Source organism: Isoptericola sp. MSGPD8_1_ISO-PGPR-S23-394 (genome assembly GCF_058072785.1).
In genome coordinates this window covers 585,572-601,456 of record NZ_CM176517.1, presented here as the reverse complement: position 1 = coordinate 601,456, position 15,885 = coordinate 585,572, and the positions used below count along the sequence as shown (strand labels likewise).

The 15,885-nt window shown below is 74.5% G+C and carries 14 protein-coding genes; 3 read left to right on the top strand and 11 right to left on the bottom strand.

Features of this window, described 5'->3' with window-relative positions; genetic code table 11:
• Nucleotides 1-101: 101 nt before the first annotated feature.
• Entirely contained in the window at nucleotides 102-1,217 is a 1,116-nt protein-coding gene (locus AC3RJ8_RS02710; protein WP_489714425.1) for an NAD-dependent epimerase/dehydratase family protein, read from the top strand.
• A 131-nt stretch (nucleotides 1,218-1,348) separates the two neighbouring features.
• Here AC3RJ8_RS02710 and AC3RJ8_RS02705 read toward each other — a convergent pair whose 3' ends face one another.
• Genes AC3RJ8_RS02705 through AC3RJ8_RS02695 form a run of 3 tightly spaced genes read right to left on the bottom strand, consistent with a single transcriptional unit; the run spans nucleotide 1,349 to nucleotide 3,928 of the window.
• Nucleotides 1,349-1,792 (bottom strand): OsmC family peroxiredoxin, encoded by a 444-nt coding sequence (locus tag AC3RJ8_RS02705; RefSeq protein ID WP_407320498.1) that lies wholly within the window; start codon nucleotides 1,790-1,792, stop codon nucleotides 1,349-1,351.
• 50 nt (nucleotides 1,793-1,842) lie between these two features.
• On the bottom strand, nucleotides 1,843-3,270 hold the full coding sequence (locus AC3RJ8_RS02700) for a hypothetical protein (RefSeq protein WP_489714424.1): 1,428 nt from the start codon (nucleotides 3,268-3,270) through the stop codon (nucleotides 1,843-1,845).
• Nucleotides 3,271-3,316: 46 nt separating this feature from the next.
• Nucleotides 3,317-3,928, bottom strand: coding sequence for an RNA polymerase sigma factor (locus AC3RJ8_RS02695; RefSeq protein ID WP_489714423.1), 612 nt, complete (start codon nucleotides 3,926-3,928; stop codon nucleotides 3,317-3,319).
• A 190-nt stretch (nucleotides 3,929-4,118) separates the two neighbouring features.
• Here AC3RJ8_RS02695 and AC3RJ8_RS02690 point away from each other — a divergent pair, with 190 nt between their 5' ends.
• On the top strand, nucleotides 4,119-5,990 hold the full coding sequence (locus tag AC3RJ8_RS02690) for a DUF4012 domain-containing protein (RefSeq protein WP_489714422.1): 1,872 nt from the start codon (nucleotides 4,119-4,121) through the stop codon (nucleotides 5,988-5,990).
• A 128-nt stretch (nucleotides 5,991-6,118) separates the two neighbouring features.
• Entirely contained in the window at nucleotides 6,119-7,216 is a 1,098-nt protein-coding gene (locus AC3RJ8_RS02685; RefSeq protein ID WP_489714421.1) for an LPXTG cell wall anchor domain-containing protein, read from the top strand.
• Nucleotides 7,217-7,289: 73 nt separating this feature from the next.
• Here AC3RJ8_RS02685 and AC3RJ8_RS02680 read toward each other — a convergent pair whose 3' ends face one another.
• From AC3RJ8_RS02680 to AC3RJ8_RS02645, 8 genes are all read right to left on the bottom strand, one after another.
• Nucleotides 7,290-8,948 carry a glycosyl hydrolase family 18 protein gene (locus AC3RJ8_RS02680; RefSeq protein ID WP_489714420.1) on the bottom strand — a complete coding sequence of 553 codons (1,659 nt, stop codon included), beginning with the start codon at nucleotides 8,946-8,948 and terminating at the stop codon, nucleotides 7,290-7,292.
• Between the two features lie 58 nt (nucleotides 8,949-9,006).
• Nucleotides 9,007-11,352: a glycosyl hydrolase family 18 protein gene (locus tag AC3RJ8_RS02675; protein ID WP_489714419.1), complete on the bottom strand. Its 2,346-nt coding sequence runs from the start codon at nucleotides 11,350-11,352 to the stop codon at nucleotides 9,007-9,009.
• A gap of 123 nt (nucleotides 11,353-11,475) precedes the next feature.
• Complete coding sequence (locus AC3RJ8_RS02670; RefSeq protein ID WP_489714418.1) at nucleotides 11,476-13,152, bottom strand: LuxR C-terminal-related transcriptional regulator; 1,677 nt, start codon at nucleotides 13,150-13,152, stop codon at nucleotides 11,476-11,478.
• Nucleotides 13,153-13,235: 83 nt separating this feature from the next.
• Nucleotides 13,236-13,664, bottom strand: a complete 429-nt coding sequence (gene dtd, locus AC3RJ8_RS02665) for a D-aminoacyl-tRNA deacylase (protein WP_489714417.1) — start codon at nucleotides 13,662-13,664, stop codon at nucleotides 13,236-13,238.
• Nucleotides 13,661-14,758, bottom strand: coding sequence for an asparaginase (locus tag AC3RJ8_RS02660; RefSeq protein WP_489714416.1), 1,098 nt, complete (start codon nucleotides 14,756-14,758; stop codon nucleotides 13,661-13,663). The genes dtd and AC3RJ8_RS02660 overlap by 4 nt, the downstream gene beginning before the upstream one ends.
• A complete protein-coding gene (locus AC3RJ8_RS02655; protein ID WP_407320484.1) occupies nucleotides 14,752-15,078 on the bottom strand; it encodes a DUF2516 family protein in 327 nt (108 codons plus the stop codon). The genes AC3RJ8_RS02660 and AC3RJ8_RS02655 overlap by 7 nt, the downstream gene beginning before the upstream one ends.
• A gap of 9 nt (nucleotides 15,079-15,087) precedes the next feature.
• Nucleotides 15,088-15,510 (bottom strand): type II toxin-antitoxin system VapC family toxin, encoded by a 423-nt coding sequence (locus tag AC3RJ8_RS02650; RefSeq protein WP_489714415.1) that lies wholly within the window; start codon nucleotides 15,508-15,510, stop codon nucleotides 15,088-15,090.
• A gap of 15 nt (nucleotides 15,511-15,525) precedes the next feature.
• Entirely contained in the window at nucleotides 15,526-15,810 is a 285-nt protein-coding gene (locus AC3RJ8_RS02645) for a type II toxin-antitoxin system Phd/YefM family antitoxin (RefSeq protein ID WP_489714414.1), read from the bottom strand.
• Nucleotides 15,811-15,885 lie beyond the last annotated feature (75 nt).

The window sequence follows — 15,885 nt, the reverse complement described above, 5'->3', positions numbered from 1 at the left end:
CCGGAGCGCCTGGTCGCCCGCGGCGCCCCGATCGACCGAAGGACGGAGCCGCCCTGACCTGCGCCCGCGCGTCGGGCGCCCGTGGCCGATAGCGTCGGGGCATGCGCGTCGTCGTCGTAGGAGCCACCGGGAACGTCGGGATGTCCGTGCTGCGTGCCCTCGCCGCGGAACCGGTGGTGACATCGGTCGTCGGGGTCGCCCGCCGGGTGCCCCGCACCGACGGCAGCAGCACCGTCACCCCGCCGTTCGACACGGCCGAGTGGGTGCGGGCCGACCTCGCGGACGAGGGCGCCGTCGCCCAGCAGCTCGACCAGGCGGTCGCCGGCGCCGACGTCGTCATCCACCTGGTCTGGGCGATCCAGCCGGCCCGCGAGCCCGACGTGCTGCACCACGTCAACGTCGACGGGACGCGTGCCGTCGTGGACGCCGTCCTCCGCCACCGGGTGCCGCACCTGCTGTTCATGTCAGCCTCCGGGGTGTACTCCCCCGGACCGGCCGACGGGCACGCCGTCGACGAGGACTGGCCGACGGGCGGTGTGCCCGGGTCCTCCTACGCCCTCGACAAGGCCGAGGTCGAGCACCTCCTCGACGACGTCGAGGCCAGCGAGCCCTGGCTGACCGTGACGCGGCTGCGACCCGCGATCATGCTGCAACGGGAGGCGGGCGCCGAGATCGGCCGCTACTTCCTCGGACCGGTCGGGCGGCTGGGGCTCAAGGTGGCGGCCGGACCGGTCGGGCACGTGGCCAGCGGGCTGCTCCGCGGATGGCAGGCCGACGAGCCGCCCGCGCCCGCCGACCCCCCGATGTTCCCGCTGGTGCCGTTCCCCGCCGGTGTCCGTCTGCAGGTGCTGCACCCGGACGACACCGCGAGCGCTGTCCGGGCCGCCGTCGTCGGCCGCCACCGCGGGGCGTTCAACCTCGCGCCGGACGGGGCGCTGACCGGTCAGGACCTCGCGGACCTGCTCGCCGACGGTCGGGTCCTCGAGCTGCCCGTCGGGCTGATGCGGCGCGGGCTCGACCTGGCGTCGCGGGCCCGGCTGGTCCCGATCGACGCCGGCTGGCTCGACATGGCCGCCGCGAACATCGTCATGGACGCGTCCCGCGCCCGGGACGTGCTGCGGTGGCAGCCGACCCGGACGCAGGACGAGGTGCTGCTCGAGGTGCTCGGCGGCGTGCTCGACGGCACGCACGCCGACACCCCGCCTCTCAGCAAGTAACCCCCGTCCGCTGTGGGTATGAGATCGACGACGTTCCACCAGCGAAAGCCGTAGACCTCATACCCACGACAGGGGGTCAGCCCTCGGACGTGCTGGTCGGGCCGACCCTGCACTCGCGGGCTCGCTCCGGGTCAGCCCTCGTAGCTGACGTCGAGGGTGATGTCCTCGACCGCACCCAGCGCCTTCGAGACCGGGCAGCCGGCCTTCGCGGCCTCGGCGGCCTTGCGGAAGCCCGCCTCGTCGGTGCCCGCGGCGTAGCCGCGCACGCTGAGCGCGATCTTCGAGATCTTCAGCCCGCCGGCGGGGTCGGGGCTCAGCGTGACGTCGGCGGAGACCTCCACCTGCTCTGGCGTGGCGCCGGCGTTGCCCAGCTCGCCCGAGAACGCCATCGCGAAGCAGGAGGTGTGTGCCGCGGCGATCAGCTCCTCGGGGCTCGTGACACCCTCGGCGGAGTCGGCCGTGCGGCGCGGGAACGAGACCTCGAACGTCCCGGCGCCCGAGCTGGTCAGCTCCGTCTGGCCGGTCCCCTCCTGCAGGGTGCCGTTCCAGGCGGTGCGGGCGGTACGAGTAGACATGGAAACTCCTTCGCGGGGTACGGCAGGGACGTCCCGACCGTACCCCGCCCTCACGACGAGGTCGTGTCCAGACCCTCCTCCGCCACGGCGAGCACCGACCAGGTGTTCCCCGCGGCGTCGCTCAGCTCGTAGGCGGGCAGCAGCAGCACCGACCCGCTCGCGTCGTGGTGCCGGGTGAGGCCCAGCCGCGCCTCCGTGATCGTCACCTCGGACACGGGCCACGGCAGGGCGTCGCCCGACGCCGGTGGTGCGGGCGGAGGGGTCGGCTCGCTCCCGTCCTCCTCCGCCCACCTCTCCTCCAGCATCGCCTCCGACTCCGCCGCGTAGGCGACCGGCCACGAGGACCCGCCGAACCGCGGGTCACCGAGCCGCTCGACCGCGTCGGCAGGGCTCACCACCGGGTAGTCACCGAGCGGGACCGTCGGAGCGAGGAACCCGTCGAGCCACGCGATGCCCTCGTCGCCGACGGTCGCGCTCCAGGTCGTCCCCGTCTCCTGGCCGTCGACCACCTGCTGGGCGCTCACCCACACCGCGCCCTCGCCGCCGTCGTCGGGCGCCTCGAACGCGAACCCGTCCGGGTCGACGTCGAGGCGCTCCATGAGGGCACGCACCTCGTCGATCGCGTCCTGCGGGGAGATCTGCGGGTCGCCCGGCGCCTCGCAGGGCGCCGGCTCGATCATGTCTCCGTCGCCCGTGTCCTCACGCTCCATCGTCTCGACCGGCTCGTCGGCGCAGCGCCACGGGTTGGCCGCCGGGTCGTTGAAGCTGAAGGTCCCGGTGCCGTCCGCGGAGAGCCAGATGCTCGGCCCGTCACCGTCGCGCGGACCCACGCTCCACGCTCCCCACTCCCAGCGGGGCTCGCCGGACACCCCGAGCGTCTCGGCCAGCCGCGCGGCCGCCTCCTGGGTACCGACGTCGCGGGCGTCGTAGGCGTACGCCGTCGCGGTGCCGGCCTCGGCGGAGAGCCCGCTCGCGCTGAACACGGACCGGCCCTCGTACCAGCCCGGCAGCTCGACGTCGGCGGTCGCCGCGTCGTCGCCCGACTCCGTGCGGGCCAGCGCCTCGCCGTCGGCCGCCCCCGCCGCGTCCTGGGCGCCGCCCTCCGCGCCGCCGCGGGCGTCGCCCAGCGTGATCGGCGGCAGCGCGTCACCGGCGGCCTCGCCGCCCGCCGTCGTCCCGGCCCCCGAGCTGCCGAGCGCGTACCCGCCGCCACCGATCGCGACGGCGCCGACCACCGCCGCGGCGACCAGCCACGACGCCCGGGGGCGCGCCCTGCGGGACGACAGGTCGTCGCCCGGCCGGGAACCGGCGCGGAGCGGGTCCGCCTCCGCGGTGCCGTCCGTTCCCGACGACGTGGCCGACAGCGCCTCGGCGGCGCGCGTGTCGGTCTTGGCCCGGAGCACCTCCGGGCGCGAGGCGGTGCCGGCCGCGGGATCGGCGGCGACGAGCCGCTCGTAGGCCTCGTCCTCGGTGTTCATCACGGCCTCCTCGGGGCGCTTCGGGTCTGGCACCCTTCCTGTGTCGTCACCGGCCGCGACCTTGCGTGCCGTCCAGCTCCTGCGCGTCCCGCGCGACGCCGTCGCCGGCCGCCGGACGGCCGGGGGCCGCCTCGTCGGTGGCCGCCTCGTCGGTGGCGTCCCAGGCGTCACGCAGCCTCGCCCTCGCCCGGCTCAGCGCCGCGTCAGCCCCGCCGCGGGTGACGCCGAGGACCTGCGCGAGGTCGTCCCCGCCGAGCCCGTCCCACGCCACCAGCAGCAGGATCCGCCGGTCCCGTGCCGAGAGCCGGGCCAGCGCCTCGCGGACCCGGTCGTCGACCACGGCGAGCACGGCGGGGTCGACGTCGTCCGGTTCGTCGGGGACGACGGCGACGGGCAGGGCGCGGTGCTTGCGCCGATGGTTGGCGAGCACGTACCCCGCCGTGCGGTAGAGCCAGGGCAGCTCCGCGCCGTGCGGGACGTCCGTGCGTCGCCGCCACGCGGTGGCGAGCACCTCGGCGGCGAGGTCCTCGGCCTCGTCCCGCGACCCGTCCCCGCCGGGGAGCCGTCGCAGGAAGTACCGGTGGACGGCGCCCGCGTGCGCGGCGAAGAGCGTGTCGAACCAGGCGTCGTCGTGCTCGGTCGCCTCGTCGGGGGTCACAGGGCCTCCTGCGGTCGGTGGTCGCCCCGGCACGGTGCTGCCACCTGCTGGTCATCGGGACGTCGGACGTGCCGGTCACCTGCACTGTGTCGCGGGAGGCCCCGGCCTTGCACCTCGTCGCGCCTTCTCACGAGCGGTTTCACCCCGCCGGGGACCACCCCGCGGCCGGCCGACGACGTAGCCTGCGGACATGACCGTCGAGACCCGCGGTACGGCAGGTCCGTCGGCAGCACCTCCTCGCCGCCACGTCCTGCGCTGGGTGCTGCTGTGCATGCTGGTGCTCGTCGTCGCCACCGCCGTCGCCGCCGTCGTCATGGTCCGTGAGGCCCTGGTCGCCCGCGACGCGCTGGAGGAGGCCGCCGACCAGATCCCCGCCGTCGAGCAGGCCCTGCGCGACGGTCTCCTCGACGGGTCCGTCGGCTCCCTGGCGGGCTCCCCGGAGCTGGCCGTCCTGCAGGAGCAGACGTCGACCGCGCGCGACGCCACGGACGGGGTGCTGTGGACTCTCGCGGCGTACCTGCCGGTGATCGGACCGTCGGTCGACGCGGTGCAGTCGGTGGCCGCGGCACTCGACGACGTCGCCGCCGACGTCCTGCCCGCGCTCGCGTCGACCGCGGACGCCGGGGCGGCGACCAGCCGGACCGACGACGGCGGCGTCGACCTCTCGCCGCTGACGGCGGTGGCGGCACCGGTGGCCGACGCCCGCGAGACCCTCGACGCCGCCCGGGCCGACCTCGACGAGATCGACCCGAGCCGCGTCCGGCCCGAGCTCGTCGACCCGCTGGTGACGCTCGAGTCCCGCCTGGGCACCCTGGCCGGGCTGACGGCGACCGCCGAACGCGCCACCTCGCTCCTGCCGCCGATGCTGGGCGCGGACGGACCCCGCCAGTACCTCCTGCTCGGCGTGAACAACGCCGAGCTGCGCACCGCCGGCGGGATCGTCGGCTCGCTGACGCTGCTGTCCGTCGAGGACGGCCGCGTCACGGTCGAGGACCAGGCCTCGAGCGGCGACGTCGGGCCGTTCGACGAGCCCGTGGTCCCCCTCGAGTCCGAGGTCGAGGCGGCGTACTCCGAACGGCTGGGACGGTTCGTGCAGGACGTGACGGCCACCCCGGAGTTCCCCACGACCGGCGAGATCGCCGCCGAGATGTGGTCCCGCGACCAGGGCGACGAGGTCGACGGCGTGGTGGCCACCGACCCGGTCGCGCTGTCGTTCCTCCTCGAGGTCACCGGCCCGGTCGAGGTCCCGCTGCCCGCGGAGGTCGCTGCCGCCGTCGGGCGGGACACCCTCGAGGTCAGCTCCGAGAACGTGGTGGACCTGCTCCTGCGCCGCGTGTACGACACGCTGCGGCCGGAGGAGGCCGACGCCCTCTTCGCGGCGGTCGCCGCAGCGGTCTTCGACTCGCTCACGACCGGTGACCTGGAGCCCGGCGCCGTCCTGCCCGCCTTCGAGCGGGCGGCGCAGCAGCACCGGTTCCTGGTGTGGTCGCCGCAGCCCGCCGAGCAGGAGCTGCTGACCGGCACCCTGATCGCCGGGACGTTCACGGCCGACCGGGCGGCGGACGCCGTCGGTGTGTTCCTCGACGACACGCGGGCGGGGAAGATGACCGCGTACCTGGACGTGGAGGTCGCCGCGACGTCGTCCGTCTGCACGGGCGACGTCCGCCACGACACGGTGCAGGTGACGCTGACCAGCACGCTGGACCGGGCCGCCGCCCGCGACCTCCCCTTCTACGTCGCCGGTCCGGAGGACGCCCGGCGCCGCGGGGACATCGAGGTCAACCTCACGGCGGCGGGGGTGCAGGGCGGGCCCACCCCCACGCTGACGCAGGACGGCGACGCCGTCGGCGGCTCGACGTACTCCGTGGGCGGGCGGGAGAACACCGCCGTGCCCGTGACGCTCCGCCCCGGGCGCACGACGACGTTCGAGGTCACCGTGCCGGCGTCGGCCGCGGCGGCGCACGGTGCGGGTGCCGGTGCCCCCGGCACCCTGGAGGTGTGGTCCACGCCGACCGCGAGCACGTCCGGTCTGCACGTCTTCGACGTGCCGTTCTGCGGGTGAAATCGGCCGTCCGCCCGCTTTCACCCGTGCCCGCTCTCCCCGCCGTGACGCGCCGTGGCTAGCGTGAATGGAGCAACGAGACGGCAGGCCACCGCCTGCGGACGGCGACCACCAAAGGGGACGGACCCATGACTTCGGGACCACGCGCGCGGCGACGCGCACTGACGGCGGTCGGGCTGAGCGCCGCCGTCGTGCTCGGCGGCGCGTCGCTCGCGGTCGCCGACACGGAGGACGACCCGGGCGCGGAGCCCAGCCCGAGCGCGTCGGGGTACGTGGAGGAGCCCGAGGAGGGGCTCGAGCTCGACATCCTCGAGCCGATCTGCGACGGCGACGTGCCCTACCTCCGCTACGACGCCGTGGTCACCGGCGTCGAACCTCCGCCCGAGACCGCGACGATCACGTTCGTGAACCCGTCGGGCGACGACTACGTCCTCGCGGACCAGCCCCTGTCGGGCCGCGTGCTGTGGCCCGGCGCCGAGGTCGACGGCGCGGGCGAGCCGGTGGACTGGCCGGGTTGGAGCCTCGTGGACGGCGAGTGGGTCGTCGGCGACGAGTGGGACTGGGTGCGCCCCTCGGTCGAGATCCTGGTCGAGGTGAACCCGACGGTCAGCAGGACCGTCGGATACCCGCCGTCCTCGCCGGACTGCGACGCGAACCCGCCGGGCGCGGAGGAACCGTCGATCGACGTCGACACCCTCACCCCCGTGTGCGTCGAGGGCGTGACCTACCTGGACTACGGGGTCACCGTGGACGGCGTCCCGGAGTCCGAGGTGACGCTCACGTGGCACAACCCCGACGGCGACGACTTCGTCCACAGCGACCAGCCGTTGCGCGGCCGCGTGCTGTGGCCCGGCGCCTACCCGGAGCGGTTCGTCGAGCTGTCGCCCGACGACGGCTGGGAGCTCGTGAACAACATGTGGCAGAACACGCGCGACTTCGGCTGGGCCGTGGGCACCGTGGACGTCACGTTCTCCGTCAACCCGGAGGTGACCGTGCCGGTGACCTTCCCGACGGACACGGACGGGTGTGTCGACCAGGACGCCCCGCCGCCCGGCAGCGGCGCGGAACCGCCGCCGTCCACCACCGGCGCTGCGCCGCCCTCGTTCCTGCCGAACACGGGCGCCGAGGTGCTGGGCCTGCTCGCGGCGGCCGCCGGGCTCCTCGTCGTGGGTGCCGGGATCGTCCTCGTGGTGCGCCGTCGCCACCGGTCCGCGGACGCCGACTGAGACGTCCCGCCCGGAGCAGCCGGAAGGCCCGGTCCCTCGACCTGTCGTCGAGGGACCGGGCCTTCCACGTGGGTCAGCAGGCGCCGAGGTCCCTCCACACGCCCCACTCACCCGTGGTGCCGGGCTCCTCGCCCGTCGTCCACCACTGGGCCCGCCACTCGTGGCCGCCCCAGGAGACGACGTCGCCCCCGGTGTAGACGTCGGCGGCGACCCACGGCGTGCTCGCGCAGCCGGGGTCCGGGTCCGGCGTCGGGTCGGGATCCGGCGTCGGGTCCGGCGTCGGGTCGGGGTCCGGCGTCGGGTCCGGGTCCGGCGTACCGGGGTCGACCGGGCCGGCCGGGCCGGTGAACAGCCCGCCCGCGACGGCGTCGAGCAGCTCGGCGTCGTCGTCACCGGACAGGTCCCACCACATGGCTCCGCCGAGACCCTCGTCCCGGATGTAGGCGGACTTCTGCGCCACGGTCTGGGGCGTGTCCAGGGACCACCACTGGTCGCCGTCGTAGCGCCAGGCGGCGCCCAGCGCGGCGTCGTAGTGCTCCGTGCCGACGTTCTTCAGCACGTCGTAGTCCTCGATGCCGGCCTCCCACGTGCCCGGCGCGGCACCGGTCGCCGGCCCCCACGCGTCGGCCGAGTCAGCACCCTGCCAGCCGCGGCCGTACATGGCCATGCCGACGCCGAGCTGTGCGGGGTCCACGCCGGCCGAGACGTACTCCTGGACGGCCTTGTCCACCGAGAACTGGCGGCTCGGCTCGCGGGTGTCCGCCGGGTCGTCGTAGAGGTTGATCTGGTGACCCGTCAGGTCGGGGTCCCAGGCGCCGTGCAGGTCGTAGCCCTGCACGTTGCCGAAGTCGAGCGAGTCGAAGATCCGCGGGTCGTTCCAGCCGCCGGCGGCGATGTCGTCCGGGTTGGCCGGGAGGAATGCGCTGAGCAGGTAGTCCTCTCCGGTCTGCGCCCCGTAGGCGTCGAGCTGCTCACGGAACTCGGCGAGCAGCAGGCGGAAGTTCTCGGCGTCGTTCTCCTCGTCGACGTGGTTGCCCTCCAGCCCGCTGTTCGTGCCGGGCCACTCCCAGTCGATGTCGATGCCGTCGAACACACCGGCAGCGGCTCCGGGGCCGCCCCGACCGTCGATGACGGGCAGGTCGCCCTTGAGGTAGAGGTCGATGCAGGAGGACACGAAGTTCTCCCGGGACGCGGCCGTGGCCGCGGCGCGCGAGAAGTTCTTCGACCAGGTCCAGCCACCGATCGACAGCATGACCTTGAGGTCCGGGTGCAGCTCCTTGAGCTGCTTGAGCTGGTTGAACGAGCCGGCCAGCGGCTGGTCCCAGGCGTCGGCGACGCCGGCCACCGAGCTCGCCGCCGTGTAGCCCATCCCGTAGTCCGCCCAGGCGTCGCCCGCGCCGTCGGAGCCGTTGGGCCCGGTGCCCTGCGCCTTGTTGGCCACGAAGCACTCGAGGCTCTCGTGGTGGATGTTGCCGAAGGAGTAGTTGATGTGGGTGAGCTGGTCGGCCGCGCCGGAGGTCACCAGGTCCTTGACCTGGAAGTCGCGCCCGTAGACGCCCCACTGCGTGAAGTAGCCGACGTTGCGGAAGCCGTTGATCGCACTGTCGCCCGACGACGTCGGCGCTGCGGACGCGCTGGTCGCGGCGACGGTGCCCAGGGCACCGACGAGCGCGACGGCCGCCCCGGCGAGGGCCGCCGTGAGGCGGCGTCCTCCTCGTGCTGTTCTGGACATGGTCCTTCCTCTCTCAAGGGCCCGAAAGCTCTGTCGGGCCGTGGTCTGGTCCCGTGCGTCAGCAGCCGCCGCCGCACGGTGCGTCGACGACGGTCACGCCGCGCGGGTGGTCATAGGTGATCGCGTGGTCGACGCCGTCGATCGTGACGACGACGTTCGAGAACTGCGCGACGGGTAGCGCCCACTTCAGCTGGTTGGTGATCGAGCCGCCGGCAGGGATGCCGCCGGCCGGCACGGTGAACGTCGCGGTGTGGAAGCTCGCCCCCAGCCCGCCGACGTTGTCCCCGCTGCGTCCCGGCGTCGTCGTCGTGCCGAGGCCGGACCAGTCGCTCATCTCGCCGGTGTCGGTCGTGCCGTACTGGAAGGTGACCGTGGCACCCGCCGGGATGTCGGTCGTCCCGCGGTTGTGGAAGAGGACCTTGGGGGCGATGGGGTAGTTGTTGTCCCCGAGGGCGAACTCCGTGTACTCCAGGTCCACGTCCAGGGCCTCGTCGGGCATCGGTGCCTCCGCCTTGGTCGCGCCGTACGGAGTGGTGCCGGACAGCTTGCTGTGCATGAGGTCGACGAGGTCGCTGCCCATGGCGTACTGGCCGGCCGCCTCGTCGTAGGAGTAGTCCCCCGCCAGCTCCCAGATCATGAGGCCACCGAGTCCCGTGTCGGCGACGTAGTCGGCCTTGGCGCTGATCGCGTCGGCGGAGTCACCGGACAGGAACGTCCTGGTCTCGGCGTTCCACCACCACTCGTTCTTGGTGACCTCGTCGAAGTGGTGGGTGTAGTCGCCCTCGATGGTGGTCGGGACGCCGTACGCCTCGGCGTAGTCGCCCACCACTCCGTCCTGGAGGTTCAGGGCGTGCCAGATCGGGTTCACGCCGGCCGGGACGGCGTTGCCCTGCGGGTCGGTGTCGTACCAGAGGTTGTCGATGCCGTCCGCGCCGAACCCGCACTTGTTGTTGGTGCCCGCCGGGCAGGCGAACCCGGACGGCGCCGGCGCCCGTCCGCCCATGCCGTGCGTCCCGCCCGTCACGTCCTGGAAGCCGCGGGTGTAGAACGGCACGCCCAGGTTGATGCGCCCGGCCTGCATGGCGCCGCGGAAGTAGTGGGCGGCCCAGTCACCGTTCAGGTACCCGATCCCGTCGTAGGCCGTGTAGACACCGCCGGCCGCGAGCTCCGGGTCCTGACCGTCGTCGAAGAGCGCGGCGTTGCCGCCGACGTACTCGTTCCAGGCACCGTGCAGGTCGTAGGTCATCATGTTGACGTAGTCGACGTACTCGGTGATCTGGTGGACCTCCATGCCGCGCAGCAGCCAACCCGACGACGGCGTGGCGGTCGTCAGGACGTAGTACTCACCGTCCTCGGCACCGGCCCGGTCGAGGTGCTCGCGCAGGGTCTTCATGAGGGCCACGTAGCCGTCGAACAGCTCGCCGCGGCGCGCGTTGGAGATCTCGAAGTCGTCCGGGTTGCCGGCGTCGGCGTTGGACGTCGGGTACTCGTAGTCGATGTCGATGCCGTCGAACCCGTACTCGCGCACGAAGTCGACGACGGAGGCTGCGAAGGTGTCCATGCGGTCCTGCGACTCGGTGAGGGTGTAGAAGCCGCCCGACGCGACCCGGTCGCCGTCACCGTCGAAGTAGCCGCCGGTCTCGGCCCAGCCGCCGACGGCGGGGATCACCTTCACGCCGGGGTTCTCCGCCCGGTAGCGCGACAGCAGGTTGAAGTGGCCGGTGTAGTCCAGGGACGGGTCCATCTCCGCCCCGGGGACCTCGGGCCACGTCATGTCGGTGGCCGCGTTGCCGGGCACCTCGGCGTTGACGGAGACCTTGTCATCCGGGCCCACGTGCGCGAACGCGTAGTTGATGTGGCTCAGCGAGTCCCAAGGGATGTCGTTCGCGAGGTAGGCGGGCTGGCCGTTCTTGCCGGTGCGCCAGCTCGTGAAGTAGCCGATCACGCGGCGGTCGAGACCGTTCGGCAGGATCTCGCGGCCGTCGGTGTCGTAGACGTCGCAGTAGGGGGTGTCGACGCCGTCGGTCGGGGCCATCCCGTCGGGGCGGCAGACCTCGTCAGGGTTGTCCGACGGCGGGCCGGTCGGGTCGGGGTCGGGCGTCGGGTCGGGGTCGGGCGTCGGGTCGGGGTCGGGCTCGCCGCAGGCGCCTTGCGACGTCCACGGACCCCATGCCGCTGCTCCGGGCTCCTCGCCCTGCGTCCACCACGAGGCCGTGTAGTTCTCGCCGTCGTACGACGCGAGGTCTCCCTGGGTGTAGACGGTGGTGGCTACCCAGGCGGGTGCGCACTCGGCGGCAGCCGTGGCGGTCGTGCCGGCTGCAGCCGTCAACCCGGCGGTGCCCAGGAGAAGTGCGGTGGCCGCGGCGCCGAGTCGGCGCCGGCCGGTGGACAAGGCTGCTCGCATCGAAGAGTCTCCCTGCGTCGTCGGTCGATGCCGCGTTGCATCGTCCGCCAAATGTAAGGACTCTTTCTCATTGCGTGCATGAGGGATGCCCACATGATCGGGGCGACCTCTACGTGGTTTCCCCTACGCGGGCCGCACCGGGGCCAGCGCCAGCACGACGAGCTCCGAGCGGGAGCGCACGTCGAGCTTGCGGAACACCCGGCTCAGGTGCACCTCCACCGTCCGTACCGAGACGCACAACGCCGCGGCGACCTCCCGGTTCGTCATCCCGGAGGTGACGAGCCGGGCCACCTCCGCCTCGCGCTCCGTGAGCGCCGCGGACCAGCCGGCCGACGGTGCCGGGCCGCCGTCCGCCACCCCGGACGACTCCGCGGGCCGGTCGCGGGCCGTCACCGTGGCGAGCAGCGAGCCGCAGGTCCGCACGGCGGCTCCGCCATGGGCGGCCCGGCCTCGGGCGGCCCGGCCTCGGGTGGTCCGCCCGGACCTCACGACGGCCGACGCGGCCGACGGGCCGTCGGGGTCCCGCGGGCCGGCGGCCTCCAGCGCCGCCGTCGTGCGCGTCGTCCGCGCGCCGAGCTCGTCGAGACGGCGGGACAGCACCGCCGCGAGCCCGCCCGCCACGTGCGTCACCGGCAGCCGGGCCGCGGCGTCCTCGAGGACGGCGGCGGCCGCCTCAGCCTCGGTCCCGTGCAGCAGGAGCAGGGCCTGGGTCACGCGGACGTGCGCCTCGGCCAGCGGCGAGAGCACACCGGCCGACCTCGGCCACGGCCCGGGACGCGACCGGGCCGGCGTGGCCGCGAGGACCGCGCGCGCGAGCAGACTCTCGGCACCGGCCCCGTCGACGTCGAGCAGGCTCAGGCACCCCACGACGGCAGACATCGCGGCGCGGTCCGGGCGGGTCGCCGGGAGGTGGACCAGGGGTTCGACCAGCCGAGCGAGGCGGGCGCCCGGGCCGGTGGAGCGCACGGCGGCCTGCTCGGCACCCTCGACCGCAGTACCCGCCCGCAGCGCCCCGGTGGCGGCGGCGCAGTGCTCGGCGGCCCGGCCGACGGCCGGCACGTCGCTGCCCGCCGCCCGGCGCAACCAGTCGTCGGCGTCGGCGAGGTGGCCGCTCCAGAGAGCGGCACGCCCGGCCGCGAGGAAGGCTCGCGCCCGGCGCTCGCCGGTGGCATGGCTCGCGGCCTCACGAGCGACCTCGTGAGCCGCCTCCATGTCTCCGCGTGCGGTGAGGGCGGCCGCGAGCTCGACCAGCCCGTCGGCGAGGAGCTCGTCCCCGGCGATGGTGCCCAGCGCGGTGTGCCAGAGGGCGACCTCGGGCTCGCCGAGGTCCCGGGCCGACCGAGCCAGCGCGGAGTGGGCCGCCGTGCGTGCGCCCAGGTCCGCGTCGTCGTGCACCACGCACCGCAGGCGCGCGTCCGTCACCCGGGTACGGCCGGCCACGACCTCGACACCGGCAGCCGCCGGCCCGGCGACCAGGACCTCGGCGGCCGGGCCGACCGCCTGCAGCAGCACGTCGGCCCGATCGGTGACCGCCACGGCGGCGCAGAGCAGCGCCCACCGGTCGTCGCCGCCCCGGGGCGCCACGTCCAGGCCCGCGCGGACGGCCGGGACGGCCGGCAACGGGTCCGGCAGGAGGGCGAGGCCGGCCAGGTGCTCGGGACGCAGGACGGCGGCCACCTGCGCCAGCGCGGCAGCGTCGCCGCCGACGGTCCGCGACAGTCGCACGGCGACGTGCGGCGCCACGGGCCCGCGACCTGCGTCGAGCAGGGCGAGCGCTGCGGCCGGTCGGTACGACGTCATCGTCAACCTCCGGGACGACCTGCGCCGCTCAGCGTAGGTCAGTGCAGGTCAGGCGTGCGGCCGAGTTTGTGAGGTCTCCTCCCTCAGGAGGTTTCCACCATCATAGTGATCGGCCCGTCGTTCACCAGCTCGACCGCCATGTCCGCCCCGAACACCCCCGTCGAGACCTCGATCCCCCGGGCACGCAGGTCCGCCACGACGGCCTCCACCAGCGGCTCCGCGACCGGCCGGGGAGCGGCGGCCTGCCAGGTCGGCCGGCGGCCCTTGCGGGCGTCGCCGTACAGCGTGAACTGGCTGACGACCAGGACCGGTGCTCCCACATCGGTCACCGACCGCTCGTCGCGCAGGATCCGCAGGTCCGCGATCTTGCGGGCCACCGTCGCGGCGTCGGAGGGGCCGTCGTCGTGCGTCACGCCGACCAGCGCCACCAACCCCGGCCGGTCGAACGCGCCGACCACCTCGCCGTCGACCGTCACGCTCGCCCGCGTCGCCCGCTGCAGGACCGCCCTCACGACCGCTCCCCCGGCCCGACGGCGGACCGTCCGCCGGTCGTGCCGAGCACGGCGCCGTCGAGCACGGCGCCGTCGAGCACCGCGTCGTCGAGCACCGCGCGGACCTCGCCCACGGGCCGGCCACCGCCCAGCACCGGGACGTGACCGACCGCCGCCAACGCGTCCGCGTCGGCGCCCGGCACGTCGGCGGCGCCGGCGCGCCGCAACGCCGCCGCCAGCACCGCCGGGCGGGGCCGGGCGGCGCCGTCCAGCACCTTGAACGCCAGCGCCGAGCCGTCCGGCAGGCCTGCCGCGCAGACCCCGTCCGCGCCGATCTTGGCGACCAGCCCCGGCACCGCCTGCATCGTCAGCGTGTCCTCCCGACCGGTGCCCGCCACCATGTGCGGGTGCGTGCTCATCGCCCGCGCCACCTGCGCCGTCGGGTCGGCGTGAGCGTCGGCGTCACCGTCGGCGCGTGCCGCCGCGGCTGCCAGCCGGCCGAACGACCGTGCCAGCCCGTCCAGCGTCGTCGCGAACAACGGCGCCCCGCAGCCGTCGACGGTCACGTGGGCGGGCTCCGCCCCGGTCAGTTCCGCGACCGTGGTCCGCACCGCGCGCTGCAGCGGATGGGTCGGGTCGAGGTAGCCGTCGGTGCCCCACCCCGCCGCGACACAGGTCGCGAGCATGCCCGCGTGCTTGCCCGAGCAGTCCTGGGTGACGGACGCCGCCGAGCGACCGGCACGGAGCCAGTCCGCGGCCGCGGGCGGGTACATCGGCAAGGCCGGGGTGTTGCGCAGCGCGTCGAGCCCCAGCCCGGCGCCGCCGAGGATCGTGCGGACCCCGTCGCGGTGCACCGCCTCCCCGTTGTGGCTCGCCGCGACGAGGGCCAGCAGCTCGGGCGGCAGGTCGAGACCCGCACGCACCATCGCCACCGCCTGCAGCGGCTTGACGGCCGAGCGCGGCCAGATCTCCGCCGTCGGGTCCCCCGCCGCGAGGACGACCTCCCCCGCGGCGTCGAGCACCACGAGATGGCCCAGGTGCACCGACTCGACGAGCTCGCCGCGCACCACCTCCGCGAGCGGGACGGCCCCTCGGGCGACGGGGGCGCTCACCATCCGCTCGGTCCCTGACGGCGACCCTTGCCCGGGCCGTACGCCTGGAGCTTCGGGCGCACGTCGACGAGGTACACGATGGCAGCCACGCACGCGATGAGGTTGAGGAAGCTGGTCGAGGTCAGCATCATCGGCGGCAGCCCGAGAAAGCCGAGCGCGGCCGCGACCCCCAGGATGAGCAGCCAGATCGGCTTGGTCAGCTTGCCCTCCGCGGTGAACCCGCGCGCCGGGCGGCGCAGCGCGTCGACGAGCGCCCAGGCCTGCACGACGAAGACGACGATCGCCAGGAGGACGAAGACGTAGTACTGCAGGTTCGCGATCACGCGACCAGGCTACGGGAGGACGCGCATCCGTCGGTCCCGTGCGGCGGTCGCGACGTGCTCGTCCCACGCGGCGACGAGCGTGTCCTCGTGCGCGACGGCGAGCGCGCTCGCCACGTGCACGGCGTCGCCCCCGCGCAACGGGTGCGGGCCGGAGGCGAGCTCGGCGGCCGTGGCGGCCACCCGGGCCGTGACCTCGACGACGTGCAGGCCCGGCCAGAGCGTGGTCCAGCGCTCGAGCGCGCGGTGGCGGGCCGCGGCGTCGAGGACGCCCGCACGCTCCCCGGCGGCCAGGGTCGCGCGCATCTCGGTGTCCGCCAGGCGCGAGGTGACGACGACGTCGGCCCGGTTCCACAGAGCGCTCGCCAGGGCGGAGCCCTGCTCGGGGACGCACAGCTTCACCAGCGCGCTGGCGTCGAAGTAGACCAGTGCCATCGCTTCCTCCCCGGCTCAGCGGCGGATGCGCCGGACGAGGCCGGACAGACCGGAGCGCGAGGCGCCGTTGCCCGCCCCGACCGCCTGCGCCGTCGTCGGCACCGTGTGCGTGGGCCGCTCCGCCTGCGCCGGTGTGAGCAGGCCGTCACGGACGAGCTCGCCGACCAGGTCGGCGCTGCCGACGGCGGTGAGCCGGGCCACCGGGACGCCGCGCTCGGTGATGACGACGTCCTCCCCGTCGCGCGCCTTCTCGATCCACGACTTCAGCTCGGCGCGCAACGCGCTGACGGAGACCTCCATGGGCGACGACGCTACCGCGCCGTGCGCTGCAGGAACAGCCCTCGCCGTGTCGTGGCGACGTTCGTCCCGCTGCGC

Bases quoted from the DNA above. Each gene is read 5' to 3' on its own strand.
- AC3RJ8_RS02675 (WP_489714419.1), bottom strand. From the start codon at position 11,352: ATGCGAGCAGCCTTGTCCACCGGCCGGCGCCGACTCGGCGCCGCGGCC.
- AC3RJ8_RS02660 (WP_489714416.1), bottom strand. From the start codon at position 14,758: ATGGTGAGCGCCCCCGTCGCCCGAGGGGCCGTCCCGCTCGCGGAGGTG.
- AC3RJ8_RS02710 (WP_489714425.1), top strand. From the start codon at position 102: ATGCGCGTCGTCGTCGTAGGAGCCACCGGGAACGTCGGGATGTCCGTG.
- AC3RJ8_RS02700 (WP_489714424.1), bottom strand. From the start codon at position 3,270: ATGAACACCGAGGACGAGGCCTACGAGCGGCTCGTCGCCGCCGATCCC.
- AC3RJ8_RS02670 (WP_489714418.1), bottom strand. From the start codon at position 13,152: ATGACGTCGTACCGACCGGCCGCAGCGCTCGCCCTGCTCGACGCAGGT.
- AC3RJ8_RS02650 (WP_489714415.1), bottom strand. From the start codon at position 15,510: ATGGCACTGGTCTACTTCGACGCCAGCGCGCTGGTGAAGCTGTGCGTC.
- AC3RJ8_RS02705 (WP_407320498.1), bottom strand. From the start codon at position 1,792: ATGTCTACTCGTACCGCCCGCACCGCCTGGAACGGCACCCTGCAGGAG.
- AC3RJ8_RS02685 (WP_489714421.1), top strand. From the start codon at position 6,119: ATGACTTCGGGACCACGCGCGCGGCGACGCGCACTGACGGCGGTCGGG.
- AC3RJ8_RS02690 (WP_489714422.1), top strand. From the start codon at position 4,119: ATGACCGTCGAGACCCGCGGTACGGCAGGTCCGTCGGCAGCACCTCCT.
- AC3RJ8_RS02645 (WP_489714414.1), bottom strand. From the start codon at position 15,810: ATGGAGGTCTCCGTCAGCGCGTTGCGCGCCGAGCTGAAGTCGTGGATC.
- AC3RJ8_RS02680 (WP_489714420.1), bottom strand. From the start codon at position 8,948: ATGTCCAGAACAGCACGAGGAGGACGCCGCCTCACGGCGGCCCTCGCC.